This window comes from Methanobacterium sp. (genome assembly GCF_016217785.1).
Taxonomy (GTDB): domain Archaea; phylum Methanobacteriota; class Methanobacteria; order Methanobacteriales; family Methanobacteriaceae; genus Methanobacterium.
On sequence record NZ_JACRGA010000025.1, the window covers coordinates 221,839 to 247,805 of the forward strand.

General features: G+C 40.7%; 25 protein-coding genes. 9 read left to right on the top strand and 16 right to left on the bottom strand.

The genetic code is table 11. The features are described 5' to 3' along the window. Window positions 1-45 precede the first annotated feature (45 nt). Window positions 46-471, top strand: coding sequence for a peptidylprolyl isomerase (locus tag HY987_RS10380; RefSeq protein ID WP_292758267.1), 426 nt, complete (start codon window positions 46-48; stop codon window positions 469-471). Window positions 472-689: 218 nt separating this feature from the next. Here the strand turns inward: HY987_RS10380 and HY987_RS10385 are convergent, their stop codons facing one another. Next, window positions 690-1,226 carry a GAF domain-containing protein gene (locus tag HY987_RS10385; protein ID WP_292758269.1) on the bottom strand — a complete coding sequence of 179 codons (537 nt, stop codon included), beginning with the start codon at window positions 1,224-1,226 and terminating at the stop codon, window positions 690-692. Window positions 1,227-1,319: 93 nt separating this feature from the next. Next, on the bottom strand, window positions 1,320-1,922 hold the full coding sequence (locus tag HY987_RS10390; protein WP_292758271.1) for a hypothetical protein: 603 nt from the start codon (window positions 1,920-1,922) through the stop codon (window positions 1,320-1,322). A gap of 287 nt (window positions 1,923-2,209) precedes the next feature. Here HY987_RS10390 and HY987_RS10395 point away from each other — a divergent pair, with 287 nt between their 5' ends. The 3 genes from HY987_RS10395 to HY987_RS10405 are packed head-to-tail and all read left to right on the top strand — an operon-like array spanning window position 2,210 to window position 5,006. After that, a complete protein-coding gene (locus tag HY987_RS10395; RefSeq protein WP_292758273.1) occupies window positions 2,210-3,883 on the top strand; it encodes a lipocalin-like domain-containing protein in 1,674 nt (557 codons plus the stop codon). Window positions 3,884-3,915: 32 nt separating this feature from the next. Next, window positions 3,916-4,782, top strand: a complete 867-nt coding sequence (locus HY987_RS10400; RefSeq protein ID WP_292758275.1) for a hypothetical protein — start codon at window positions 3,916-3,918, stop codon at window positions 4,780-4,782. Window positions 4,783-4,826: 44 nt separating this feature from the next. Next, window positions 4,827-5,006, top strand: coding sequence for a hypothetical protein (locus tag HY987_RS10405; protein WP_292758277.1), 180 nt, complete (start codon window positions 4,827-4,829; stop codon window positions 5,004-5,006). Window positions 5,007-5,020: 14 nt separating this feature from the next. Here the strand turns inward: HY987_RS10405 and HY987_RS10410 are convergent, their stop codons facing one another. The 4 genes from HY987_RS10410 to HY987_RS10425 form a co-directional block, all read right to left on the bottom strand. Beyond that, on the bottom strand, window positions 5,021-6,007 hold the full coding sequence (locus tag HY987_RS10410; protein WP_292758279.1) for a DNA glycosylase: 987 nt from the start codon (window positions 6,005-6,007) through the stop codon (window positions 5,021-5,023). Between the two features lie 91 nt (window positions 6,008-6,098). Further along, the gene (locus HY987_RS10415; protein ID WP_292758281.1) at window positions 6,099-8,141 is read right to left on the bottom strand and encodes a right-handed parallel beta-helix repeat-containing protein; all 2,043 of its coding nucleotides are present in this window, start codon (window positions 8,139-8,141) and stop codon (window positions 6,099-6,101) included. Window positions 8,142-8,255: 114 nt separating this feature from the next. Continuing rightward, window positions 8,256-10,523, bottom strand: a complete 2,268-nt coding sequence (locus HY987_RS10420; protein WP_292758283.1) for a right-handed parallel beta-helix repeat-containing protein — start codon at window positions 10,521-10,523, stop codon at window positions 8,256-8,258. Between the two features lie 165 nt (window positions 10,524-10,688). Continuing rightward, window positions 10,689-11,333, bottom strand: coding sequence for a head GIN domain-containing protein (locus HY987_RS10425; RefSeq protein WP_292758285.1), 645 nt, complete (start codon window positions 11,331-11,333; stop codon window positions 10,689-10,691). Between the two features lie 374 nt (window positions 11,334-11,707). Here HY987_RS10425 and HY987_RS10430 point away from each other — a divergent pair, with 374 nt between their 5' ends. From HY987_RS10430 to HY987_RS10440, 3 genes are all read left to right on the top strand, one after another. After that, on the top strand, window positions 11,708-12,505 hold the full coding sequence (locus tag HY987_RS10430) for a class I SAM-dependent methyltransferase (protein ID WP_292758287.1): 798 nt from the start codon (window positions 11,708-11,710) through the stop codon (window positions 12,503-12,505). A 174-nt stretch (window positions 12,506-12,679) separates the two neighbouring features. After that, window positions 12,680-13,309, top strand: coding sequence for a DUF998 domain-containing protein (locus HY987_RS10435; protein ID WP_292758289.1), 630 nt, complete (start codon window positions 12,680-12,682; stop codon window positions 13,307-13,309). 135 nt (window positions 13,310-13,444) lie between these two features. After that, window positions 13,445-14,746, top strand: coding sequence for an acetyl-CoA hydrolase/transferase C-terminal domain-containing protein (locus tag HY987_RS10440; protein ID WP_292758291.1), 1,302 nt, complete (start codon window positions 13,445-13,447; stop codon window positions 14,744-14,746). Window positions 14,747-14,848: 102 nt separating this feature from the next. Here HY987_RS10440 and HY987_RS10445 read toward each other — a convergent pair whose 3' ends face one another. The 3 genes from HY987_RS10445 to HY987_RS10455 all read right to left on the bottom strand — a co-directional run bounded on the left by HY987_RS10445 (window position 14,849) and on the right by HY987_RS10455 (window position 18,678). Beyond that, window positions 14,849-15,547, bottom strand: coding sequence for a GAP family protein (locus HY987_RS10445; RefSeq protein WP_292758293.1), 699 nt, complete (start codon window positions 15,545-15,547; stop codon window positions 14,849-14,851). Between the two features lie 130 nt (window positions 15,548-15,677). Continuing rightward, window positions 15,678-16,643, bottom strand: coding sequence for a hypothetical protein (locus tag HY987_RS10450; RefSeq protein ID WP_292758295.1), 966 nt, complete (start codon window positions 16,641-16,643; stop codon window positions 15,678-15,680). A 286-nt stretch (window positions 16,644-16,929) separates the two neighbouring features. Further along, window positions 16,930-18,678, bottom strand: coding sequence for an NAD-dependent malic enzyme (locus HY987_RS10455; protein ID WP_367146898.1), 1,749 nt, complete (start codon window positions 18,676-18,678; stop codon window positions 16,930-16,932). 289 nt (window positions 18,679-18,967) lie between these two features. Here HY987_RS10455 and HY987_RS10460 point away from each other — a divergent pair, with 289 nt between their 5' ends. Further along, window positions 18,968-19,297 carry a rhodanese-like domain-containing protein gene (locus tag HY987_RS10460; protein ID WP_292758297.1) on the top strand — a complete coding sequence of 110 codons (330 nt, stop codon included), beginning with the start codon at window positions 18,968-18,970 and terminating at the stop codon, window positions 19,295-19,297. Window positions 19,298-19,309: 12 nt separating this feature from the next. Further along, a complete protein-coding gene (locus HY987_RS10465) occupies window positions 19,310-20,146 on the top strand; it encodes a pirin family protein (RefSeq protein ID WP_292758298.1) in 837 nt (278 codons plus the stop codon). Window positions 20,147-20,454: 308 nt separating this feature from the next. Here the strand turns inward: HY987_RS10465 and HY987_RS10470 are convergent, their stop codons facing one another. The 7 genes from HY987_RS10470 to HY987_RS10500 form a co-directional block, all read right to left on the bottom strand. Further along, window positions 20,455-20,805 carry a VOC family protein gene (locus HY987_RS10470; protein ID WP_292758300.1) on the bottom strand — a complete coding sequence of 117 codons (351 nt, stop codon included), beginning with the start codon at window positions 20,803-20,805 and terminating at the stop codon, window positions 20,455-20,457. A 274-nt stretch (window positions 20,806-21,079) separates the two neighbouring features. Further along, the gene (locus tag HY987_RS10475) at window positions 21,080-22,684 is read right to left on the bottom strand and encodes a hypothetical protein (protein WP_292758302.1); all 1,605 of its coding nucleotides are present in this window, start codon (window positions 22,682-22,684) and stop codon (window positions 21,080-21,082) included. Window positions 22,685-22,688: 4 nt separating this feature from the next. Next, entirely contained in the window at window positions 22,689-23,612 is a 924-nt protein-coding gene (locus HY987_RS10480) for an ATP-binding cassette domain-containing protein (protein WP_367146893.1), read from the bottom strand. Window positions 23,613-23,869: 257 nt separating this feature from the next. Further along, window positions 23,870-24,223: a hypothetical protein gene (locus HY987_RS10485; RefSeq protein ID WP_292758306.1), complete on the bottom strand. Its 354-nt coding sequence runs from the start codon at window positions 24,221-24,223 to the stop codon at window positions 23,870-23,872. 168 nt (window positions 24,224-24,391) lie between these two features. Then, window positions 24,392-24,916 carry an APC family permease gene (locus tag HY987_RS10490; protein WP_292758468.1) on the bottom strand — a complete coding sequence of 175 codons (525 nt, stop codon included), beginning with the start codon at window positions 24,914-24,916 and terminating at the stop codon, window positions 24,392-24,394. Further along, complete coding sequence (locus HY987_RS10495; RefSeq protein WP_292758308.1) at window positions 24,865-25,176, bottom strand: amino acid permease; 312 nt, start codon at window positions 25,174-25,176, stop codon at window positions 24,865-24,867. Before HY987_RS10495 ends, HY987_RS10490 begins: the two co-directional genes overlap by 52 nt. 281 nt (window positions 25,177-25,457) lie before the next feature. Then, window positions 25,458-25,949: a hypothetical protein gene (locus HY987_RS10500; RefSeq protein WP_292758310.1), complete on the bottom strand. Its 492-nt coding sequence runs from the start codon at window positions 25,947-25,949 to the stop codon at window positions 25,458-25,460. Window positions 25,950-25,967 lie beyond the last annotated feature (18 nt).

The window sequence follows — 25,967 nt, forward strand, 5'->3', positions numbered from 1 at the left end:
AACATTTATTAACTGGGAAATAGTGAACTTTTCTTGGTGAATCTTATGAAAAAAGCAATTATTGAAACTGATAAAGGAAACATTGAATTAACCCTTTTTGAAAAGGAAGCCCCAAACACCGTGGCTAACTTTGAAAAACTGGCTAGCAGCGGATATTATGATGGATTAACGTTCCACCGTGTTATCCCAGATTTTGTAATTCAGGGCGGATGTCCCAAGGGCAATGGGACTGGTGGGCCGGGCTACACAATAAAATGTGAGATAAACCCCCACAAACACGGAATCGGCGCTCTTTCAATGGCCCACGCTGGTAAAGACACTGGTGGCAGTCAATTTTTCATCACCCACTCCCCCCAGCCACACTTAGATGGTGTGCACACTGTCTTTGGTAAAGTGGTTAAGGGAATGGAAGTGGTTAATGCCATTAAACCCGGCGACGTGATGAATAAAGTCACAGTTACCGATGAATAATTAATTTTTATTTTTTCCTCTTTCTATTTTTCTTTGCTTTTTTCTATTTTTATGTATTATGGATTTCAAATCTCTGCACAAAATTTTTTATCCTGACTCTGCACGCGTATAGAAATCTTTGCAGGCTTATAGAAAAGGGCTTATAGAAAATAATGTTGTATATAAAGGAATGAGGCTATTTTGGTATTTCATTTGAAAACAATTAACTTGAAAATCAGTTAATAAAGCAGTTTTTTTAATACTACTCCATAAGCTTCCGCTATTTTTTCACAGATTTCCAGATCATGGTTATCATAGTCTTTTTCTGGATTTCCAGCCACAATCTGGCCCAGGATCTCATCATCAAATTTCACTGGAACTGATAAGAACTGATTCACAGGTTCATGACCTGGGGGCAGACCATGGGCAGCAGGATGACTGGTCACATCATGGACATATAATGATTCACCGGTGTCCAGGGAGTAACCCAGAAGTCCACCGTAACTCCCATCTTTCAGGACCTTGAACCGGGCTTCACCCATCTCCTCATACATCTCGCATTCTTTAGTCAGATGAGAGAAAGATATCCCCACACTGTCTCCATTTTCAGGGTCTACAAAGGCCACATAACAGCTTTCACTTTTAAGAAGCCCTTTAATTTCTCCCAAAACCACATCTGAAATTTCCTTAAGGGTAGAATCAGACAACATATCCAGAATTTTCGTTCTAGAAACATTCAGATCCTCATCACTAACCCTGTAATCATCTTCAATCATTTGAATAAATGTTCCCCCTTAATAGATGCTGCTAAACAGTAATAGATGCTGCTAGATATACTATACTTAAGATGTTTATAAATAATTAACCAATTAAAGGGAATCCTCCTCTTCTAAGACTTTAAGCAACACACCAAAAACAGATTCCAAAGGCAATATTTGCCCATCCTCCATTTTAACATACCAAAAGTTACCTTCATGGAAAACCTTCTCCACTACAGCCACCTGGAAAGGGAACCCCGCAACCAGAGCATAAGCACCTAATAGGGGATGTTCTCCTGGTTTATCTGGTATTAAAATGGTTTCTCCCTTCCGAATCTTTCGAGGGTTTATTTTAACCATTAACTTATTTTCAGGACTTAAAGCTGGATTTTGTTCAGTTTCAATACTTATGATAATGATTTTCTCCCCTTGTCTACCACCCTGATTTTTAATCTTCTTTTTAAGTATCCTCATGATTAATGCTTCGATTTCAACTGGATGCACATTGTGTTCATTTATTTTACAAGTTATTCCTTTATCCATTGATTCATGGAGTACTTTGCCTGCGTGAATTTCCCTGCACCGAGAATTTTTACTGGTGCTGCGCATGGGACACTTCCAGCAGTATTTATCCTCCAGGATATTCATAATCTCCTGATAAGCAGTTCCAGTTTGTCTTTGAAATTCCCCCAACCGTTTTTGGAGTTCTCCCATAAATAATCACCCACTTATTAGTAGTTTATTCTCGAATTATTCAATTATTAATGTTTAACAGTCCCTGTTTATCTATCGGAGGGTATTCATGTAACCATGGTACTTATCATGTAATTTATTATCCTTAATTTTATCAGCAATTAGTTTATAATCTAAATAATCAGGTCAATTAAATTGATTTACCATGAATAAATCCAGGGTAACTGGCATAATCTAATTAATAATGGGAACGAATAGAATTTTAATATAATTGATGGTGGATCTGTAAATTGAGGGGAGAAGTTTCAATGTCAAAAGACGCACTCAATGATTTAGATGAGTTAGAAAAACAAAACATAGCCCTGGCCCTATGGATGAAAGAATTCAAGGCCAAAAAAATCCCAAAAGGTGTGAGGACAAGAATTTTGAGTAAAAAAAACAGTCCAGATGCCTTTGGGGAGCGGATGCATCATCGTATTCAGGATTTGCTGGATAACCCGGACTCATTCACCCCTAGCTACAGGAAACGGTATGAAAAGCTATTGGAACAATGTGATTCGTTAACATCCATCCAGGCATATGCCCTGAACCATTTACTAGGAGTGGACAGCAGCAGAGGATATCAAAATATTCCTGATGAATCTAATATTGAGTTTCCCAGGGATTTCGCCCCGCAACTAGGATATCAGGTGGGCTGGCACTTCTTTGTGGGTAACTGCCGCGACACCCGGAGACGTGAATACGGAATACTGGTATCGTTCTATCGGTATTCCTTATTACCTCCAGAGATGGCCCACAGTTTTGGGTTGACAGATTGGGATAACCAGATATTTGAAATGCAACTTGCAGTAGCCAGGGCAGGAGAAGAGCACCTTCAGGCACGCCCATTTGCCATTGCAGGGACCACTGGATTGTTGAAATTCTCCAACAACCCTTTCCATTATGAGGCTGGAAATAACCGGATAACATCTTTAGGGGAAGATGGGCTTTTCCCTCTCCGGGTGCAGGCCTGGGGGGTGAATCAGGGTAGTGAAGAGGATGTGGAGATGGAAGTGGACCTAGGATTCTCATCCAACAAAGATTTCCTCCTCCAGGGGAACCAGGGATGTCTACCCTGCTGCTGTGATATTGGAACACTCTACTACTCTGCCACTAACCTCCGTCTTGAACCGGGCAGTCTTTTGAAGCTGGATGGGGAGGAAATAACCTTTACTCAGGGTAAGTTTTGGTTTGACCACCAGTGGGGTAACGCCCTGGAACCACTGGGAAACAGCCGGTGCCAGGTGGTTCGTGCAGCAAGTATGCTTACCAAACCCTCCCAGTCCAGGGGGTGGGATTGGTTCATGGCCCAGTTTTCAGGTGACCGGGAGATGACCATGTACGCACCCCACACTGATAAAAATTTAAGGTACTATGAACAGTCTGGGGAAGAACCACCAGGGATCATGACTGTGCCGGTTAAAGGGCAATTTATTGATTCAGAACATAATGTAGTGGGCATGAAAGGGACTTTAAAAGTCGATAAATGGGTTAAAAGTGTTAAATCCTCCGACCCTGAAAATTACTTGGTAACCAACACCTGGTACCCTGACCGATGGAATTTCAAGTTCCAGGACATGGTACCTGAGGATATAAGGGAGTTCACCATGACACCCATAGTTAAAGGTGGTCAGACTGGTTACAATGCCAGTGGAGCCCAGTACTCTGAAGGGGGAGTTCATATCAGAAACCCAGAAGGCCGTTTTCTGGGCAAAGGATTCGCCGAATCAGTGTACTATGCTGATGCACTTAAAAACATGTTCCATCTGGCAGGATTGCAAGATACACCGGAAATGCGGAAACTAATGGAACCACCCGGACCGTCTTCACTTTTAAAGTTGAAAAGTATCCTTTACATGGCCTGGCCCCCCCACCAGCGGAAACTTAAGAAAAAACTGGAAAAATGCCTGGAACAGGGGTTGCCCGTAGATTTCATTGAATAATTTCAACAATCAAGTTAGGGGTTTGAAAGTTTTTGACAGATAAAAATAAGTATAAATCACCCTATGTTGATGTACCGGATGATTGGCAATTTTTAGGGTCTTCTGGACCCGGACCCTTCATCACCCGGGCCATTTTCAAAACCCCTGCCGGTGAACTTGTTTCATGGACTTCCCGTTATCATCGAAAACACCATTTCAACCTTGAAATAAACAAAGGGTCCACTTGGTTGGCTCCTGGAGCGGTAGGCTGGTGGATTGGAGTTTTGTTTGCTATTGGTTCTGTATGTTTTGCCCTGGGATCCCTACCTTCCTATACCAGTTTCTTGGGTGTTTTCTATGATAACTTAACCTATTTTATTGGTTCCATATTTTTCACCACTGCCGGGTTCTTGCAGTTTCTGGAAACAGCCAGCGCACCGCAAGAAATAGGGGGAATTAAAAGTAAATTGCATTTCATGTTTTTCCAGCCAACAAGAATTGACTGGTGGTCGGCAGGAATACAATCTCTGGGAACGATTTTTTTCAACATCAGCACCTTTGCAGCAATTATCAGCATCATGTCGGCTTCACAGGCTGAATTATTCGTATGGAGTCCTGATCTTTATGGTTCAATTTGTTTCCTGGTTTCCAGTTACCTGGTCTACATTGAGGTGAGTCATAAATTTTTATCCCTACAACTGCAAAGTCTCTCCTGGTGGATAGTTTTCCTGAACCTGGTGGGCTCTGTGGCGTTTGGAGTATCTGCAGCAGGAGCATTTATCATTCTACCTTCGGATCAACCATTCAATCCATTTCTAATGAACATGGGAACATTTATAGGTGCGGTGTGCTTCTTTGCTGCTGCGGTTTTATTACTTCCCGAGCGGACTATTAACCTGAATAAAGTAAATAATTTATAAACTTTAAGAAATAAAATGGACTCGTAAAACCGTAGGGGTATTTTATGAACAAGAACTTAAGCAGAATTGCCGTGCTAATGATTTCAGTTGTCCTGGTTGTACTCCTTTACCAGACTTTCATTTTGGGACAGTATTCCACCTACAATTACCTGGCAATAATTGCCTTTGTGGTGTTTCTGTTCATTAGCTTATATGATATGGGAAATGCCGATGATAACGAGTAAAAGAACCTATTTTTTTATTTCACTTTACGCAATGACTCTAAAAGTCCAGATTTACGAGCGTAATGGAACAAGTACAGTTGAACGTAACCTGCCCAGTCACCGTAACGTTCCATTCCGAATTCTCGGACTTTCTGAGGTTTAATTTCTTCACCGGGGAAGTAAAGATGTTCAATGATCCTTTTAATCCATACATCCACCGGGAAAGCTTCTCCCATTCCGAAACCGTAGAGTAGAATGCAGTCCGCCACCTTAGGCCCCACACCGGGGAGCTCAATAATGGTTTCAAAAGCCTTTTCATACTTCATCCTAGCCACTTTCTGGATGTCAATCTCAGACTGGACCATCCTAGATGCATTGATAATGTACTTGGCCCGGTAACCTACCCCACAAGCCTGAAGATTGTTTTCAAAGATGAAATCTTCGGGTAACTCATCTTCACAGCGTTGCATCTCTTCTAAATCGTGTTCAGGAACTTCACCAAGCACCCGAGGAGATGGAAATGAGTAAAAATCTCCAGAACTAAACTGATATCCATCACCCCACTTCCCCTTAACATCGTTCACGGAACGTGTCCAGCGTAGTATTGAGCAGTTAGCTGATGATATGGATGATATAATACATTCAAAATGGTTATGGGCCTTAAAAAGCCTGAGTCCCTGGCAAAAATCTATGGTGGGTGCCAGTTTAGGATCTTCACCTAAAAAATCGTATAATTGGTTTAAATCATGGTTGAGGTCGAATATTTCCCTGACTGAACTTTCAATACTCTTTTTGGATATTTTTTCAGGAGATTCAGCAATGATTTCCACCTCACTTTCTGGATCAGTATCATTATGCCTAATCTTAACCAGACATGGAATATTATCCACTTTTATCAATTCCTGAAAGTAAAAATTACCTTTTTTCCAAGGGGGCTGGCTGGTCTGGCCACTGTTGATGGTGAGGTCAAGGTTAAAAGGGCCATTAAATTTTTCAAAAGCGAAATTCAATTCAGTCTTCATCAATTAATCTACTGATTTTCTGGTTCTATAAATATATTCCCCCAAATTAACCGGGTGCTTAATGATCAAAAAATAGAAAAAAGAGGAGATATTATCTCCTTTTTGGCAGTACCAATCCACTTATAACCATTAAAATGGCTAAAATTAATCCATTTATAGGTATTCCGGTGCTCTGCATCCCCACGGTATTTGCGGCATTTACTGCTGATCCAAGGCCAGGACGGGCTTTGATCGTGACAGTTCTGGTCAGGGTCTGACTATCAAGGAACACGGATAGCAACGCTTCCCCTGCGGCTTCATCACCGCGCAACGTAGCTGTGGCTATTCCATTCATGGTGCCAATTGTTACGAGTTTACTGCCCACATTACCTAGTGTGGTGGTGAAGGTTATGGGGGTACCATCAGGAACGTGGTTACTGGCATCACCAACCAGCATTCCATTACTGTTACGGTTAACGTTGGCTAACAGGGTGGAGATCTGTCCCTGCATGATGATAATGGGGTTGACAGTAAATTCCAGGATTAACCAGGGATCAGCGATAACGTTGGCAGTCACTCTTCCAATGGCTATGGGATTCGTTCCCTGGAAGTTGGTTCCCCACCAGTTATTTTCGGCATATGCACCGGATCCATAGCTGTAAACATCGATTCCTATGTTATTGGCAATACAGTTGAAGTGAATTTCCGTGTTTTTGCTGTTGGTGTAAAAAACACTACCCTGTGAGGCTTTGTTACTGGTGAAAGTATTAATTATGGCGATGAGGTTACCCTGATTAAAGATAGCCCCACCTAAACTTCCTTGATTACTGACGAAATCGCAGTTTTTCACGGAACAGATACTGTCAAAGTCATTGTAAATTGCACCACCATTACCTGCCCTGTTACCAGTGAAGGTAGAGCTTTTCACTGAGCATTCACCGCTGTTAGAAATAGCACCACCCGTAAAATTTACAGTGTTAGCGGTGAAATCACAGTCTTCCATGGTACAGTTGTTTACATTGTAGATAGCACCGCCCATAAAATATGCAGTGTTAGCGGTGAAATCACAGTTATTCAGGGTACATGTATCTGCAGTGTAGATAGCTCCACCGTAATCAGAGGCCTTATTATTAGTAAAAGTACTTTTTTGGAGAATACAAGTATATCCATTTACTATAGCACCACCAGGACCTCTAATTGCTGTGTTATCACTGAAATCAGAATTTATGATTTTAATGGTTCCGGGGTTCTTATTGTAGATAGCGCCACCAGAAGGTGCATTGTTTTTTTGGAAATTAGAGTCTGTAACAGTAACATTACCTTCATTATCAATAGCTCCACCCCATCCACTAGCAGTATTATCAGTGAATATGCATTTAGACAGGACCAAGTTAATGCTATTGAAGATGGCCCCACCGTATGAACTATCTCCTACTGAGTTATTGATGAATGTACTTTCTGCTACATCCAGGGAGCCTTCATTATCTATTGCCCCACCCAATCCATCAGCAGTATTATCCTGGAAAGAACAGCCCGTAACAGTGCCTTCGTTATTATTGTAGATGACCCCTCCATCAAAGTATGCTTGATTACTGATGAAATTAGAGTTAATTAATGTCATATTGCCTTCATTGTAGACTGCTCCTCCAAAGTTTCCGGTATTACCAGTGAAATTACAGTCAATTACAGTAACTGAGCCACAATTTCTAAGGGCACCTCCATCATTCGCTCCACAAGTATTACCATTAATGAGAGTTAATTTTTCAATAAAAACAGTTAAACTGGGTTGAATTAAGAATATTTGCCCCAAATTTTCCGCATCTATTACTGTGTTTTCTTTACTCTGACCAACAATACTCATGTTTTTTTCAATAATTATCTCCCGGTTATCGGACCCCATATAATCACCATTGGCGATATTCACGACACCATTTTCAGATACCGTGTTTGTTGCGTTTTTAATGGTTAATTTGGGTCCACTGGTACCGTTCCAGGTCGGGTTTTGACCATCATGGGAATCGTCTCCCTGAGTGCTAACATAGATAATGCTTTGATCAGCTGATACCGCCCCAATAAGGATGATAAAGACAAAAATCAAAATCAAAATGGTTAATGGAACCATTATCTTATGATCTAAACTTTTTGATTCTTTCACAGCCCTTTGAATGATGATTTTCTCATTTTTAATAATTTCACCCCATTAAATACTATTTACATACTAATAAAGTGTGGGAATACGCATAAACTTAAAAAAGAAAAATAAAAAATATTAATCCCGTTTATACAGGATTAATCCACTTATAACCATTAAAATGGCTAAAATTAATCCATTCACAGGTATTCCCGTGCTCTGCATCCCCACGGTATTTGCTGCATTTGCTGCTGAGGGAGATGTGTTTGACGCGGCTAAAATGGTTACAAAGGTTTGAACTACTTGGTAATCACCGGCAGTCACTGTGGCTAGTCCAGCACCTTCATCAGCTCTTAAAATTGCTGAAGCCGCACCACTGGCCCATAAAGCAACCACTGATTTACTTCCCACATTACCCAGATTGGTGGTGAACGTTACTTGAGGGCCACTGAAGTACATCGATGCATTGGCACTGTGATCACCACCTGCCGAGTCCCTATAGACGTCTGCAGTTATAGTGGAGGTTTGGCCTACATTGATAGTGGATGGATCTGCATTAACATTCAAAACCAGCCATGGGGAATAATCTAGAGTCCCATTACCTTTTAGGAATTTATCGCTGCCAGGGTCGCTGTTGGTTCCATACCAGTTATATGGAGCGGTGGTGTTGCTTGGTATGCTGTCAATGCCATCAATGAGTTTATGATAACCATTTATTATTGCCGTAACGTTTTCTTCAGTTATGTTTATGTACGTCCCGTTTACGTATGTCCCGTTTTTTGAAAGGATATATTCTCTGATTTGTTCGTCAGTAGGAAGAGTCTGGCTTTGACTGAATTCCATTAATTCAGTGAAATTAATGTTTTGAATGTTATGCTGGAAATTAACAATGCGGTTATAGTTAATGGTGTTATGGTTTCCATTGACTGCAATACCTTCTCCTGTTCCTGTTCCTTCAAGGTTGTTACCGTTAATTATGGCATTACCTTGGAGAATGCTTAGATCAACTAAATATTTAGTTTTGGCACTGTTAAGTCTGAAAACGTTGTTATGTATGATGTTAGAATTTCCCAGATTAATGGATTCAATTCCTGATGTAATGTTGTTGGCGGTTAGATCAGTAATTGTATTGTTATTTATTGTTATATTTGATTGGAAAGTAGTGTAATCTACATCTACAGACGAAATTCCAACAGCCATCATATTTGCTCTGAAGTTAGACACGTTATTTTCAGAAATAGATGAATTTGCTGTGCATAATTGTACGAAAGAGATTCCTTTACTGGTACCGTTCTCATCTTCGCTGTTAATGCTGGTAATTTTATTTTTAGAGATAATCAACTTGTCGGCCATTGTGGTGTTATTGTAGGTTCCATTATCATCTTTAAATCCCATTGCAACTTCTGAAATAGCGGTGCTGGTGCTGTTAACCCCTTGACTGGTAACATTGTTAATGGTGTTTTCCATAACTTCTATGGTGGATATGGGTCCGTTTAATGCCAGAGCTACTATTGAAAGGGCAGTTGCCTTTCCTATACCGTAGAGGTTTGAAATTGTATTTCCCAAAATCAGTATACTATCCAGTGTATCATTCATGGTCATGGCGAATGCATCAATCCCCAGAGCGGTATCGTTAGTGCTGTTAATGTTAGATAACGTGTTTCCGGTAATGGTAAGGCCGGTGGTACCTGTAAAGTTTATGGTGGCTAATTGAATTCCGGCTTTTGATCCACCACCCACCATGTCCCTTATTTTGTTTCCAGAAATGATGGGGTTACAGCCAAACAAAGAAATCCCACGTTCCTGTGTCTGGGATATTTCATTACCAGTAATCATGGCATTGTCACCTACAACTGCTATTCCGGTTAATCCTCCCCTAATCTGGTTATTTTCGACTTTACAGTTATTTGGATTGACACTAATTTTTTTTGGAGTGCCGGAGTCATTTATTATTGAAGTACGTCCGACTTGAACGCTGTTGTTTAGCACGTTGGTAATAACATTGTTTTTTATAAGGGTATTGTTAGCTAATGCCAAAATTCCAGTTGTTCCGCCGGTAATCTGGTTATTTTTCACGGTACAGTTTTCTGCACTGATATTTACTCCAGTACCTGTGGGAGAATTGTTTATGTTAAAACCATCTATGGTGCTTCCACCACCATCACCGGTTCCATCATTCACCACTGTAAATCCAGTATTCACGGGTTGTATTTCTACATCATCACCAGTATTGGCCTGTAGGGTTAAAATTTTGTTCACAATGACGTCTTCAGCGTAAATTCCACTGTGTACATTGATAACATCATTATCAAGGGTGTTCGCATTATCTATTGCTGATTGGATAGTATTGTATGTCTGTCCGGAACCAACTTCCCATTGTGTCGCTGATATGGGAGTAAAACTCAAAAATAAAACTATAATAATGAATAACGCCTGCAATGATCTTATTGAAGTCTTTTTATATTTATTTAATGATTTCAAGTTGTTCACATCCAATAAAAAATTAAAAAAATTACCACCATTAAATCCACTCTAAATTTTTAAAGCAGATCATGGGGGTAATTTGGTGGCCTAACCGCTTTTAACTGAACCCTGACCATTCACTTGCTGGGTTACTTGAGGGTTGCCGGTGTAGGTTATTGAACCTCCTCCGTTTACCACTGCATTCAGAGTGCTAACCACATTAACGTTGGCTTTACCATCTCCATTAATTGTCACGGTGGCAGTTTGGCTCTGCAAGTCTTTGGCATCAATGTTTCCCCCTCCGTTAATAGTGGCGATAAGATTTTCAGCTTTACCAGTCAGAGTCATCTTCCCATTGTCAAGGGTAACTGTGAGTTTATCAGTGTTCAGACCAGTCACCTCAGAATTACCACCACCATTGGCACTGAGGACATTTAAATTTTTAAGGGTGATATAAAATTTTACAGCCCCGTTACCTACACTATTCAGGTTGCTAATGGATAAAGAGTTTCCAGACACGGTGGTGGAAATTTTAGATATAAGGTCATCTGCTGCTTCCACTCTATATGATTCATTGTCTCCTTGCTGGATAATCAAAGTACCAGGACCATTTAAAACAACACTAGTAACTCCACTGACATTAGGGGTTTGGTTTCCAGTTCCAGTTTGCTGAGTACATCCTGATGCAGCAACTACTAAACACAAAAATACAACTAAAACAAAAATATAAGATTTGCTATTCATTTTTCCCATAATATCCCCTCCGTTATTATTAATAGAATGATTTTTATTTATATAACTTTTTGTGATAATAATACAACAGACTCCGAATAAAATAAGGAATTATATTAAATTTAAAAAGAAATAAAAAGGTATTATGGGTAAAAAATCAAAAATAGAATCAAATAGGCAAATGTGATTAGTATAGCTGGGGTAAATACCTTATTTTTAGTTAAAAATGTGTTAGGATTTATAGCTTCCTTTTTATAACTATTAATTCGGATATAACCAGTAAACAGCCATTTTCATGCTCAAAGGGTAAAATATTTCAAGATTTAAGATCATATTATGCTTGGCATGTATCATTATTATAATTTGATTAAAGTATGAGTGGGGGATGTTAAAAAATGAGTTTACTCCAAGACCAGTATTCAGATTCAAGGAATTTTATGGCCCGGGTTGAATTAAGCAGGAGATTTAAGACCAATCCTTACTCCTGGATTCTATGGATATTTGACCATATCAATTTTCCTGAAAACGCACAGGTACTGGAGATCGGATGTGGCAACGGACTTTTATGGAAAGCAAACTTAAACAGAATACCCGAAGATGCTCATATAATCTTATCAGACTTTTCTAAAGGGATGCTCTCTGATGCGCGTAGGGTATTGGGGGATGATGCTGAACGGTTTGAATACCAAGTGCTAGATGCCCAGGAAATCCAATACCCTGATGATTCTGTTGATATCGTAATTGCTAATTTAATGCTATACCACATTCCCGACCGGAAGAAGGCCATATCCGAGATAAGCCGAGTTCTTAAAAGTGACGGTGTACTATATGTCACCACCTTTGGAATTGGTAACATGAGGGAAATAAGTGAACTGGTATCCCGCTACGATGATGATATTTATTACTCCTTAAAACCCTTTGCCCGTGCATTTGGGCTGGAAAATGGTGAAAAACAGCTGAGTGAATCCTTTGAACAGGTGCAGATGATTAAATATCTGGATGGTCTGGAAGTAACCGAAGCTGATCCCCTGGTTGATTACATTCTTTCCTTTGAAAAGGTTAATGAGGCCATAAAAGGCCAGAAGCGGAAAGATTTTGAGGATTACCTTGCAGATATTATAGAAAAAGAAGGAATAATTAAGATTACCAAGGATAACGGTATTTTCATAGCCAGTAACCAAAGTTTGAGGTGAGCCTTTGCTTTGGGAGAAAAAAATAAGGGTTAAAGAATTAAATGAACTGATATGAAATTCATTATATCCGTAAAAACACCACTATGGCAATGTTTCATTATTTATTGTTACGGGCATAGAAATGTTAATTTACTGGATAGGACTCAAAATAGATAAACTGGTTTGAGTATAATTATGACCACTAAAACTGAACACTACAACAAATCAAACCTTACCCTGGCAGGAATCCTATTCTTCCTGGCAGGTTGCATTATTTTAATGGGTATCATAACTGCTGAATCGTTTTACCCCGAAAATTACACATACACCACTGCGAACAGCATGATAAGTGATTTAGGAGCCACTGAGCCACCAAACAGTATCATAACCCAACCATCGGCAACGATATTCAACTTCAGCATGATATTAACCGGAATTCTAGTCCTTATCGGCACCTATTTCCTATTCAGATATTACAATGACCGGATTGCAGGAATTTTAACAGGTCTGTTGGGATTGGGAGCTTTAGGTGTGGGAGTATTCCCCGGGAATATCAATCCACAACACCCAGTATTTGCCCTGACAACCTTCATCAGTGGTGGATTATCAGCTATTTACTCCTACCGATTAATCAAATCACCCCTTAAATACATAACACTCCTCTTTGGAATAATATGTTTGGTTTTCCTTTTTACAGCCAGTATATTCATGCCAATATTGGGAGGGGGCGGGGTGGAAAGATGGGTGGCTTATCCCATTGTTCTATGGCTACTAGGATTCGGAGGATACCTTTTAGGTCTGGGATCCAAAGAAAACAAACAATAAACCATAATTAAAATTTAATATCTATTAAAATTCAGTATAGGTTTGGAAACAAGTTTGATCCAAATAATTAAAGATTTAAAAACAGGTTAAAATAATTAGTTTTTATGGGAAAGGGAAAATCAGGGGGTTCATTAAGTGTATAAAAAAGAGTACAGACTGAAATTAACCGCTCCAGAAGAGGCAGTCAAACTAATTAAAAAAGGGGATATGCTGGTTCACGGGTTGACCATGGCCGAGCCCCCAGCCCTCCTGGAGGCGGTTGCTGAACGTCTCCGTGAGGGGGACCTTGAAAAAATGAGAATGTTCTCTGTACTCCCCCTGGATTCTGTCTGCTCCACCATACTGGCCCCGGACCTGATGGATTGTGTGGAAGCTTACTGCGGATTCGTGGATTCAGGTACTCGGGGTCTGGTTAGCACCGGGCTTAACTATTACGTTCCCAACCACCTCCACCAGATACCCCGGCTCTTAGAGGAGTTCATTGGGGTTGATGTGTGCATAACCACGGTTTCTCCCATGGACGATGCAGGTTATTTCTCCTTCGGAACTGCCAACGACTTCACCTCCACTGCAGCCCGAGCATCCAGGGTTTTAATTGTGGAAGTGAACCGTAACATGCCCCGGGTATTTGGGGATTCCCTGATCCACATCTCAGAGGTGGATGCAGTGGTTGAAAACCACCAAAACATCCCTGACTTCCCCTGTGGGGATAAACAGCCCGAAGCAGATATCATTGGTAAAAAAATATCAGAACTGGTGCCAGATGGTGCCACCATCCAGATGGGTATCGGTGTCCTGCCCAATGCCGTGGCTGAACAACTGGAAAACCATAACGATCTCGGTATTCACACTGAAGTATTCGGTCCGGGAATGGTCCACCTCATAAAGGAGGGTGTGGTAACTGGTGAGAAGAAAACCCTCCACCCTCGTAAACATGTGTTCACTGTGGCTCAGGGTGACCAGGAGATGCTGGAATTCATGAACCAGAACCCGGCCATGGAAAGCTACCCCTGCTCCTATGTAAACAACCCTGGAGTGATAGCCAAAAACGACCGCATGATATCCATAAACTCCCTTATCCAAGTGGATCTTCTGGGGCAGTGTAACGCCGAGTACCTGGCTGGCCATCAGTACAGTGGAACTGGTGGGCAGCTTGATTTCGTTCGAGGAGCATTCGATTCCAAAGAAGGAAAGTCGATACTGGCTTTCTACTCCACCGCCAAAAATGGCACCATCTCCAGGGTGGTGGACCATTTAGATCCTGGGGCCATGGTCACCACACCCCGCATGGATACACATTATCTGGTAACTGAGTATGGTGTAGCCAATCTCAAGGGAAAATCCACCAGGGAAAGGGCGCATGAAATAATTAATATTGCCCATCCTAAATTCCGTGATGAACTCTACAGAAAAGCTGAAGATATGTATCTAATGTAAAAAGGGGATAAAATGCAAAAAAATTATTGAATTTCAAAAATAGGTGCATATATTACCTATTTTGACCTATTAATTTTCCGTTCCAATTCTCATTTTTTCCCTTTAGGCTATTCCTAACTTTCCTAATCCACTGTAAACCACGAAAAACCCTATGGCTATGCAGAAAATCCCGGTTACCAGGTTGCCATGGTTGGAGATCCATTCATTAACTGGATTCATAACTTTATGGGCCTTATCCGGCAGAATAATGAAGAATAACAGTGGTATCTCTATTATTAAAAGGGTGATAAGAATTAAAAGGAGAATAGACGTAGCATCGTTGGTGAAACCTGCGTTTACCACTCCTATAGCGCGTCCTGCTGCCAGAACAAAGATGGCAGTACTGAAGTTCATTAAAAATGCTATAATTCCAATGGAAAAGTATTTGATGAACTGGTGCAGTTGGCCTGTTTTTGGATCTACCTGCAGACGATTTAAAATGTTGGTACTTTTACCATGTTCCTTGCTTACCATGTTTCGAAATCCAAGAAGAAACAGCACGGCACCCAGGAAAATATCTATGGCTGCCATGGTGATTGGGTCAGCGTGACCTGAAACAGTTAATTTTTGGCCCAAAAAGATTCCAATCAGGACAGTTAACAGGAGGACTACGATGGCACCTAGGTAAAATGAAAAACCAGCCAGTCTGGGTTTTTGGGCCATGGACATTATAACCAGAAAAATAGATAGGGTCACTGGACTCACCGCCGCTGCCCAGGAAAGAGGTATGGTTATTGCTAAAAGACCTGCAAGATCAGACATCAGTTACTACCTTTGTTAGGTTTTAATTAGGGATTCACACTAAATTGGCATTCAATCAATAAATTGGCATTCAATTAATTAATATAACTCATTATTTAATGAATTATATTCAGATTGGTTTATCACTGGATTAAAGGAATGGCTCGTTATCAAGATCAAGCTCACAGTTAGCGAACTGTAGTTTCTTTTTCTTCACCCAGACAAATCCATGGTCAGGGGTGATGACCGCCACATCTATAGGGCCTCCCACACCGGGCATATCTCCAGGGTCAGCGTTGATACCGTCACTGAAGCGTTGTATGGCGCTGGTGGTCTGGATCATTAGTGTGGCGAAGTCAATGGCATCCTGCAGCGTCATGGTTCCCCACTGGATGGCATATTCCAATCCCCTTAGCTGACCCTGTATTTCCTGTTCGCTCCGGGACTGAATGGCCTCTTTAACAAAGTCCACGTTCTGAATCCTGCCATCAAATCCCAGCACTATACGGGCGGCCACATCTCCCTGGCCAAGCCAAGAACTCCCGTATTCCATCCCCTGCTTTTTGCTGTCCCTGAGCTTTTGCACTGGTCCTGGTATGGATGCACTGTAAACCTGGTGGGTTCCATCGGGATTGTAACCTGCCACCAGTATCTCAATGGGGTCTGCCCGGGCTACGCCATTTTCAATGGTCCCCTGGGGTGTTTTGAAGCTGAATTTCAATAACTGGTCTTCCATTTCCATCTGGATGATGGCACATCCTTTGGAGTTCAGGTCATTCTGGATGTTGGTTTTGATCTGGTCAAGCTGGTCCTTCCAATGGTATTTATCGTTGAATAGGTGGTGCAGCTTCCGGGCCACATCCTTCACCTCCATGTTTTTAACCTTGGAGGATCTGCGGAACTCTTCAATGTACTGACTGACATTTTTCTGTACCCCTCCTTCAGGGAGGAAGGCCAGGCCAGTTATGCCCACCCCAATCCTCCGATTGATCTGGAAGAGTTTAATGGCGTTTTCACTGCCAATACGGGCCATGCCCTTCATATTACGATAACTCTGCCTGCTGTCTGCAGCCAGTACTATTCCTTCCGGTGTGGTGGTGTTTATGACCAGTGACATGTTGTAACCTTCAATTTCCTTTATTCTGAATTTTAATTAAATTGTCAAGGAATTATTATGATTATAGTGGTTTATATTCCTATCTGGAGGGTAACTTCAAATTCAAGTGGAATTTTGCATTGATTTATAACTTGAACAAGAAAGGCTTGAACAAGAAAAGGAAATATTATTCACAGTTAGAAAAGAATCAACAGTTACCAATTGGGGAAAGTGAATTTATTTAGGAGAAAGGTAATTATTCGAGTATAAATGGGGTTATATTTCCTTATTTGGGCTTATATTTCCCTTATTTGGAATTTTCCATAGAAGTTAGGGGCTTGTACTGCACGTAAACTGGTTCCCAGATATTGGATTCCACTATACTCTCAATATTTCTATCTTTCTGGGTTCTGGCAACTCCCTCTAGGATGGCCTGCCTGGCCACTGCCACTCCAATGTTTTTACTCACTTCCTGCAGCTGGGCTATTTCCGGAAGCAGTCGAGCATCATCGGTGGTTGAATTGGCCAGTTCTATGGTGGCGGCATCCATCATCCCTGAGGTAACCCTTTCAGCCTGGCAGCTGATTATGCCCAAGCCTAATCCTGGGAATATCAGGGCGTTGTTGCACTGTGACACTGGGTAAGATTTCCCCTGAAACTCCACATCACTAAAGGGACTCCCAGTTGCCACCAGGGCACGACCTTCTGTCCATTTAATTATATCATCGGGGCTGGCTTCCGCCAGGGTTAAAGGATTGGACAAGGGGAATATTATGGGTTGTTCTACATGGGACGCCATGGTAGTTACAACTTCACGGTTGAAAGCCCCATGCACCGTGCTGGTGCCAATAAGGATGGTGGGCTGCACATTACGCACCACATCCAGAAGGTCCTTAGGATCATCTGCAGGGCCCCATTCATCTGTTTCTGTTGAACTGCAGGCGTAAGGTGCTTTGAAGTAGTCAATGTTATCCCGGTCGCGGGTTACCAGTCCCTGGCGGTCCATGAGATAGAAACAACTGTAGGCTTCCTGGTGGTTGAGACCTTCCTTTACCATCTGCTCCCAAATCTGATCAGCGATACCGCAACCTGCAGTTCCCGCCCCGTAAATTAGCACCCGATGATGAGATAGAGGGGTCCCGGTTAATTTCAAAGCATTGAGGAGAGCGGCCATGGCAACAGCCCCGGTGCCCTGTATATCATCATTGAAGGTGCACATCACATCCTGGTAACGGTCAAGGTGATATCTTGCATTTTTCTTACCGAAATCCTCCCACTGGAGGAAAACCTGGGGGAACTTCTCATTTATGGCATTAATCACAGTCTCCACAAACTGATGGTATTCCTCACTGCTGATGCGTGGATGGCGCCAGCCAAGATAAAATGGATCTTTCAGTAGACGGGGATTATTGGTGCCCACATCAATCATAATGGGGAGCATCCTTCTGGGATTGATACCGGCGCATAGTGTGTAAATCACCAGTTTGGCCACGGAAATACCAATTCCATTAGCTCCCTGGTCACCAATTCCCAGTATCTGCTCAGAATCAGTTAAAACAATCAGGTCAATTTCCCCATCACTCCAGTTATCCAGAATTTCATCAACATGCTCCCGGTCAGGGTAGGAAAGATAAATTCCACGTGGTTTCCGGAATTCATCACTGTAGTGCTGGATTGCCAGGCCTGCAGTGGGTGTGTAAACAATAGGCATCATCTCCTGAATGTGCTCCCGGATAAGGCGGAAAAAAAGAGTTTCATTGGTATGGTAAAGATTGTTTAGAAAAATATTTTTCTGAAGATCATCAGCCTGGAGAGAGTACTGATGATAGGCCCTCTGAAGCTGTTCATCCAGAGTTTCCACAGAATGAGGTAGAAGTCCGATAAGATTGAATAATTCCCGTTCTTTAGTACTAAAAGCAGTGCCCTTATTTAAATGTGAAGATTGAAGAAGTTGACTTCCTCTAAGATCAGTTCTAATGTATTTAGTTCCTTCTTTTTCGACAGTAATCGCTATGGATTTAAACTGTAACCCCCCATATTTTGGGAACTCCCTAATATTTGATTGTCCCCCTGGTATGGAATATAATTATCCTTTTAACCCGTATATATACTTTACGGATGCAAAAGGCTGAATTTTTGTCACATTCCCTATTTTGGACATGAATGATGACATAATTCTGACAATTAAAACTATGGGGAGGATATTATCTGATCTAATCAACGTGCTTAGGTAGGGGGAGGTGGTTTCTTTTAATCTTATCTATTCTTTTCATATATTGGTAAATTCTAGATAACCATAGAAAATAAGAAAGGTAATTAAAACAATAATAAAAGTGGTGATAGAAATGGCAAAATTCATTACCATAACTCCTGAAAGTGCCCGTGATTTAATGGAAAAAGAACCAGAGATTACCATACTGGACATCCGACCTCATGAGGATTTTAAAAAAGAACACATTCCCGGGGCAGTGAACCTGGATTACGATGGCCATCAGTTCCAGAGTAAAGTGGAAAAACTGGATAAAGATAAGAACTATCTGATCTACTGTAAGAGCGGTGTCAGGGGAGGGTATTTCATGGATAAAATGAGAGAATCTGGTTTTAAGGGAGCTTTTAATATTTTAGGTGGCTTTGTGGCCTGGAAGATTAGTAAATTACCCCTAACAAGTGATTAGGAGATATGAAAAATGTCTTCAAGAAAGGTTGTAAAGATTGTTGAACCAATCTATGTGATTGAAGGGGCGGGTGTTCGCCTTAGAAGAACCATTGCCACAGATTATCTGGATCCATTCCTACTATTCGATCATTTTGGCTCGGATGATCCCCTGGATTATCTGGCTGGCTTTCCAATGCACCCTCATCGGGGTATTGAAACTGTTACTTACATGTTAAGTGGTAATGTGAATCATAAGGATAGCATAGGTAACTCTGGGACAATTGGGGCACGTGATGTGCAGTGGATGACCTCCGGTAGCGGTATACTCCATGAAGAAATGCCTCAGGAGCCAGAAGAGGGTAAACTGGAAGGCTTTCAATTATGGGTAAATCTCCCAGCTAAATTGAAAATGACAGGTCCACGTTATCAGGAAGTAAAAGCATCCCAGATACCTGAAATAGCCCTATCTGAAGGTGTGCAGGTCAAAGTTATCGCCGGTGAGGTAAATGGGGTTAAAGGACCCGTAACTGAAATCTTTGCAGACCCAGAATACTTGGATGTTTCTCTCGAAGAGGGAAGTTCTTTTGAGCATAATCTCCCAGGGGGGCACACGGTTTTTGCATACGTGTTTGAGGGTGAAGGTGTCTTTGATGAAGAAGAAACACAGGTATCTGCCACTCATTTAGTGATTTTTAGTGAAGGGGAGTCAGTTAAAATTCACACCGAAAATAAACCAGTTAGATTCCTTTTAATATCAGGTAAGCCATTAAATGAGCCCATAGCTCGTTATGGTCCATTTGTAATGAACACGCCTGAAGAAATTGAGGAGGCTTTAAGAGATCTTCAAAAAGGAACATTTGTCAAATGACCTCCATTAATATCCTAAACATCAATTTCCCTAACAGTGTAACCTACCTAATCAACGATGGCCATGCCATGTTAGTTTGAATATTGTTTTATTATAAGTCAAAAGTAGAAATATATCCAAAATTTTACTATCACTATATAGAGCGACCTATCAGAAAGAACGATTTTTTCTCATATTCTTTATTTTGCTTAAATTAGGCACATAATTACTTATTTTTTAATAATTTGCTTAGAAAATTCTCGGATAAAAAAACAAATGGTTAAAAATAAAAATTAAAAAACTATTCCAATCTTTAGGGATTCCAATCTTTAGGGTTGGATTAATTCTATTTCCACACCATCTGGTCCCTCTAAAAATGCAATTTTAGGACCTCCAGGTGCACCAAGAGGGCCACGGGTTAATTTAACTCCTTTGGATTTTAATGAACTGATCTCATCATCCATATTTTCTACTTCAATACCCACCATGTAGAGTCCCTGTTTACCTTCTTCACCTTCCACCAGTTCAATGGTGGCTTCTCCTTCCCCTTTAAAGAAAGCGATGGTCAGGCCCTCTACTGGACTGAAACGTCTTACTTCATCCAGTCCCAGAATATCTGTATAAAACTTGGCAGATTCCTCCAGATTTTCCACGGCTACTACACTGTTTTTAATTTTCACTACAAATTCCCCCAATTTTTAACTTTAATTGTCGATTTTTTTTATCTTTCAAGTATTATTTCTTAGTTTTCTTATATTTTCATTTTTTCACTGGAATTCCCCGGTATAATCACAAATGAAAAGAAAATATAATTCCACTGCATCGAGATAAATTTATTGGGTTATTGGATATTTTGTAGTAAGTAAACATTAGGCTAAATCAACAGCTAATATTACTTCTAGGCTAGTATGACTGTAATAATGATAAACCCTTAATTTTGGATCAAATTTAGATTTATCCATTAATATCCCTACGGTTGTAACCCACAATCCCTATTAATATAAGCAAGGCCGCCACCATCAGGACTAAAAAGAGAGACCATCCCAGTGTATCACCTACCAGTAATTTAGGCACATTGGTGTAGGGGGATAAATTTTTTATCAAGGGGGTTAGGTCGTAAAATCCACTTAATAAATCAATCACCACGATCAAACCCAGGACTGCCCAGCTCAATGAAGTAAATCGAGGTAACCATCCAAATAATGCCATTGAGATCCCGCAAAATATCCATACGGCGGGTAAATAAGCCATTATGGCTGTTAATATCCGTGGTAGATCTGTGGATAAATTTCCAGTATTTAAACCGTAACTCAATCCGAAAACCAGGCCAAAGATTATCATGATTGTCGCTGAGCCTAATACTGCAAATATAAGGTTACTAACCGCCCAATCGTTTCGACTGACTGAACTGGTAAGTATGAATTCAGAATATTTCTTGGACTCCTGGGTTCGTAGTTTAAGGGTGGCTAGAATAGCGTAAACTGCGAATATTTCTCCTAAAGATGCTAACACGAACGTGAAGTAACTATCAGCAGGCCCAGCATTACCTCCTAATTGGGAAATAAGGCTCATAAATTGGGGGTTTGCATTTATCATGTCATTGATTGTCTGGGCTGTGTATCCGAACATAGCTCCAAATAAAGCAAATATCAATATCCAGAAGAGCAGCATGCCACGGTGAAGCCTCCAAGCCAGTGCCAGTGAGTTTTTTAGGCGAAGAGATCCATGTGCAGGGCCTGGACGTTGGCTTATTATTCCTGCACCCAAGTCACGTTTGGAGGATAACCAGTAGGCTGTAACTGTCAATCCAGTGATGAAGATAAGGAATATTCCAAATACCCATAGCTCATTACCAGCAAAGGAACGGATTTGATGAACCCAGCCAATTGGGGATAACCAGGAAATCCAGGCAGCATTTCCATTGTCCCATCCCAGAATTCGCAGCACAAAGAAACCCAATAAAATAGCAACAGTTATGTATCGGGCATCACCAGAACTTTCAGTAAACTGAACCGCCACTCCGCTAATGGCAGCTATCAAACAACCAAAGACTCCCATGGACAGACCAAGTACCAATGAACTTTCTGGAGGAAGACCTAATCCAATAAGGCCTGCTGCAATAGCAAAAGAAATAAAAATACTTAATCCATAAGTGACAATGAAAGCTGCTGTCAGCGCTGCTTGTCTGCCTACTCTGGTGGAATTTAAAATCTCTAAACGTCCTTTTCTCTCTTCACTACGGGTGTGCCGGATGATGAGAAATATGCTAATAAGTCCCAGCACGATTGTCCCGGGAATTCCAGTTCTCCATGCGGTAAGTCCCCCAATGGAAGGGTCCTGTACCGAGCCCAAGAGTGCTACAATGGTGGGGTTATTTTGCATTTGTAGAAAAAATGCCTGACGAATTGTTTCATCAGGATACAATTCCAAAAAGCTGGCTGCAATGCCCACCACCAGGATAACCATGAAAATTACAAAAATAGGCAATATCATTAGGTCCCGACGCAATATCAGCTTGGTCATTGCTGAAGTACCGGCAAAGTCATCCGTATTAACCATGGGATCATTCCTGGATGAGTTCTTCTTCCAATGGAGTGTATTGATCACCGTAATATCGTATGAATAATTCTTCAAGGGTGGGAGGGGTGCTTAAGAGTGAAGTAATTCCAAATTGGGTTAAATGTTTTAGTATAGCGTCTATTTTTTCCGCGTCAACACTAAAATGGGCATTATTTCCTTCAATACTTAGATTGTGCACTCCAACCATATCCTCCATTCCAGTAATGGGTTTAAGAGTGTCCACGGTTATGGAAGTACGGGTGAGATGTCTTAATTCTTGGAATGTGCCGGTTTCTATTATTTTCCCTTCTCTTATAATACTGACCCGATCACAAAGAGCCTCTACTTCGGCCAGGATATGGCTGGACAGAAAAACTGTTTTACCAGCTTTTTTCAGTTCCTTGACGCATTTTCGGAACACACCCTCCATTAAAGGATCCAGGCCAACTGTGGGTTCATCAAAAATGTAGAGATCCACATCAGAAACTAATGCGGCAATCAAAGCAACTTTCTGCCGATTACCTGTTGAATAAGCTCCACATTTCTTGGTAGGATCTAATTTAAAACGTTTTATAAGTTTCGCTCTACGTTCAGGGGTGAAACCGCCCCTCAGTCTACCAACTAGATCAATAACTTCGCCTCCGGTGAGATTCGGCCATAAATTCACTTCACCTGGGACGTAGGCCAAATCACGGTGGAGGGTCACGGCATCATGCCATGGGTCTTTTCCCATGAGCCGAACTTCTCCACCATTTTTTCGAAGCAAACCAAGTAAAATACGTAAAGTGGTGGATTTACCTGCCCCATTGGGTCCGATGAAGCCGTAGACTTCTCCCTCGTCAACAGTAAGATCCACCTTATTCAGGGCTTTAACCTTCCCATAATATTTGGTTAAGTTTTCTATTTCAATTACAGCCAATAAAACCACCCGCCTCTAATAATTATCAGAATTTTCTTGTGAATCTAAATAGTAGCCTTATCATATTAATTATGTTAAATGAAATATTTAAGTCTTGGAAAATAATTTATCTTGATTAAGAACGGCCAGGAACTTTCCAGTGGGAGCACAGTTCTTTTTAATGAGGTTTCTCCTGATCATGTGGATTTACTCCTGATTGGCTAATTTTAAGGCTGAATGATAGGCAAAAAGTTAGTGTTTCTCGGGAGAAATTCCTTCCATTCAGGTTAATGGTTAATTTTTCTCATTTTAAACTTTCTTGTGGAAAATTTCCGGTATAACCACTCAAATAAAAAAGATAAGAAAACCACCGCAGAAAGAACAATGAGTGTTAAAGGAGAATTATAAAGCTCATAATAGGCTAAAACTGAAAAGGAAAATAAACATCCTAAAATAGCCAAGTAAATAATGTATTTATTAGCACCTGTTTCTGAGGTAAGTTTAAGATGGGCGATATTTACTCCGGCATAAATAAGTAGAAAAGCAGCGCTGCCCATCATGGCAACACTACTAAGATTCAGGGAAAATATCAGTATAATCACTAGAATGCTGGTAACAAGTAGCCCTTCCTTACCGTCCATCCACATTTTTCTGTTAAAATTGGGGTAGTTCTCCTTTTTTGGCCATTAAATAGCTAACATTGGCACCACCATATAAAGTGGCGTTAATGGCTGAAGATGTGGAGAATAAAGCTGCAAAAACCATAATGGTAAAACCAATGGAACCGGCAAATGGTGCAGCTGCTGCTGCTAAAGCATAATCTGCTGTTTTTGCAATTGCGGGATGGTCAGATTTCCCACCACAGCTATTGAAACAGCAACATAGATCACTATTACAATAAGCATAGATAAATATAAAGCCCTTGGGATGTTTTTACGAGGTTTATTTATATCTTCCGCGGTATTGGTTATTAATCCAAAGCCCTCGTAACCCAGAAATAGCAGTGCAGCCCCAGTCAATATATTTCCCATTGATGGTAATGTGGAAATGGATAATAATTCGGGTTTTATGAAGAAAAATCCAATAAATGTAAATGCTATGAGTATTGCTACTTTTATCCCCACAATTAGAGTTTCTGATTTTCCAACAGCTTTAGGACCAATGAAATTAATCAAAGTAAATATAACAATGATTAAAATGGCTAATACATCTACACCAATTTTATAAAGGTTAGAGGGTAGGAAAGTAGCAGCATAACTACCGAAAGCTTCGGCATAAACCGCTAAAACAAAAACATATCCAAAGTAGAGTAAAAAGTTAAAACCTCCACTAATACTCCGTCACCAAACCCTCGAATTAGAAATTCCACCGGACCTCCGGCTGAGGGATATTTGGAGCTAAGTTTGGCATAGGAATAGGTGCTTAAAAAGGCAATCATTCCACCGAAAATGAAGGATAAGTAAACAACATTGCCTGCTATTTCGGTAGCAATGCCTAAAACAGAGAAAATACCAGCCCCTATCATCCCACCAATTCCAATGGCTATGGCTGACCATAAACCAATGGTTTTTTTAGCAGGTTCTTCATTTTTCATGTTAAACACTGGAATTCTATTCTTAGATCACCATAATTTTGTTCTTAAAAATATTTAAGGTTTTTTTAAAGTGAAATAATCAGTAATCCCAGATGAAATTATAGATAAAATGAATCAATCATGACAACGGTTAAAATTTAAGAAATAAGGCCGCACGATAAAAATAAAACTCATAAAAATGATGGCCAAGCTATTAACTCAGTGTAAATTAAATAATCAATTCAAAAATAGAAGTTGCAGCCAAAATTTTGCTATCACTCTATAGAGCGACACATCAAAAATCAGGAATTTTCCTTAACATCTAGTTTTTGGCTTATGTGCTGATATATGTCCTTGGTTACTCCAACGTTCCTAATAAAATCATTGGAATATCGGATATCTCCCCTTCGCGGGTTATCTTGCCTCATGACGTACATACAGATTGCAGTCACGATCATGAGTGGGTCGGTTTTCCTACCTTTACCTCCACGGTATAGTTTACGGAAATCTGCCTTGCAGATGATCTCCCTGGCCCGATCCTTCTGACCACCACCCACTGGCATCATAACCTCATCACCCTCTTCACGTTTGGTTAGGACCATGGTGGGACTGTGACCAGTCATCATAAAGTTACTGGCCACCACACTGAGCATGGCTAGTTTTTCCTGCAGACGGAAATCTTCTTCAGGGGTTTTATCACTATGGGACTTGTATCTGTTGTATTTTTTAATCTTTCTTTCCAATCTGCCGACTTTGGCATTGTCTTCCAGGAAGATGTGTTTTCGTTTTTTCAAATGTCTCGCCTGATATTT

Bases quoted from the DNA above. Each gene is read 5' to 3' on its own strand.
- HY987_RS10380 (WP_292758267.1), top strand. From the start codon at position 46: ATGAAAAAAGCAATTATTGAAACTGATAAAGGAAACATTGAATTAACC.
- HY987_RS10385 (WP_292758269.1), bottom strand. From the start codon at position 1,226: ATGATTGAAGATGATTACAGGGTTAGTGATGAGGATCTGAATGTTTCT.
- HY987_RS10390 (WP_292758271.1), bottom strand. From the start codon at position 1,922: ATGGGAGAACTCCAAAAACGGTTGGGGGAATTTCAAAGACAAACTGGA.
- HY987_RS10395 (WP_292758273.1), top strand. From the start codon at position 2,210: ATGTCAAAAGACGCACTCAATGATTTAGATGAGTTAGAAAAACAAAAC.
- HY987_RS10405 (WP_292758277.1), top strand. From the start codon at position 4,827: ATGAACAAGAACTTAAGCAGAATTGCCGTGCTAATGATTTCAGTTGTC.
- HY987_RS10410 (WP_292758279.1), bottom strand. From the start codon at position 6,007: ATGAAGACTGAATTGAATTTCGCTTTTGAAAAATTTAATGGCCCTTTT.
- HY987_RS10425 (WP_292758285.1), bottom strand. From the start codon at position 11,333: ATGGGAAAAATGAATAGCAAATCTTATATTTTTGTTTTAGTTGTATTT.
- HY987_RS10430 (WP_292758287.1), top strand. From the start codon at position 11,708: ATGAGTTTACTCCAAGACCAGTATTCAGATTCAAGGAATTTTATGGCC.
- HY987_RS10435 (WP_292758289.1), top strand. From the start codon at position 12,680: ATGACCACTAAAACTGAACACTACAACAAATCAAACCTTACCCTGGCA.
- HY987_RS10445 (WP_292758293.1), bottom strand. From the start codon at position 15,547: ATGTCTGATCTTGCAGGTCTTTTAGCAATAACCATACCTCTTTCCTGG.
- HY987_RS10450 (WP_292758295.1), bottom strand. From the start codon at position 16,643: ATGTCACTGGTCATAAACACCACCACACCGGAAGGAATAGTACTGGCT.
- HY987_RS10460 (WP_292758297.1), top strand. From the start codon at position 18,968: ATGGCAAAATTCATTACCATAACTCCTGAAAGTGCCCGTGATTTAATG.
- HY987_RS10465 (WP_292758298.1), top strand. From the start codon at position 19,310: ATGTCTTCAAGAAAGGTTGTAAAGATTGTTGAACCAATCTATGTGATT.
- HY987_RS10475 (WP_292758302.1), bottom strand. From the start codon at position 22,684: ATGGTTAATACGGATGACTTTGCCGGTACTTCAGCAATGACCAAGCTG.
- HY987_RS10485 (WP_292758306.1), bottom strand. From the start codon at position 24,223: ATGGACGGTAAGGAAGGGCTACTTGTTACCAGCATTCTAGTGATTATA.
- HY987_RS10495 (WP_292758308.1), bottom strand. From the start codon at position 25,176: ATGAAAAATGAAGAACCTGCTAAAAAAACCATTGGTTTATGGTCAGCC.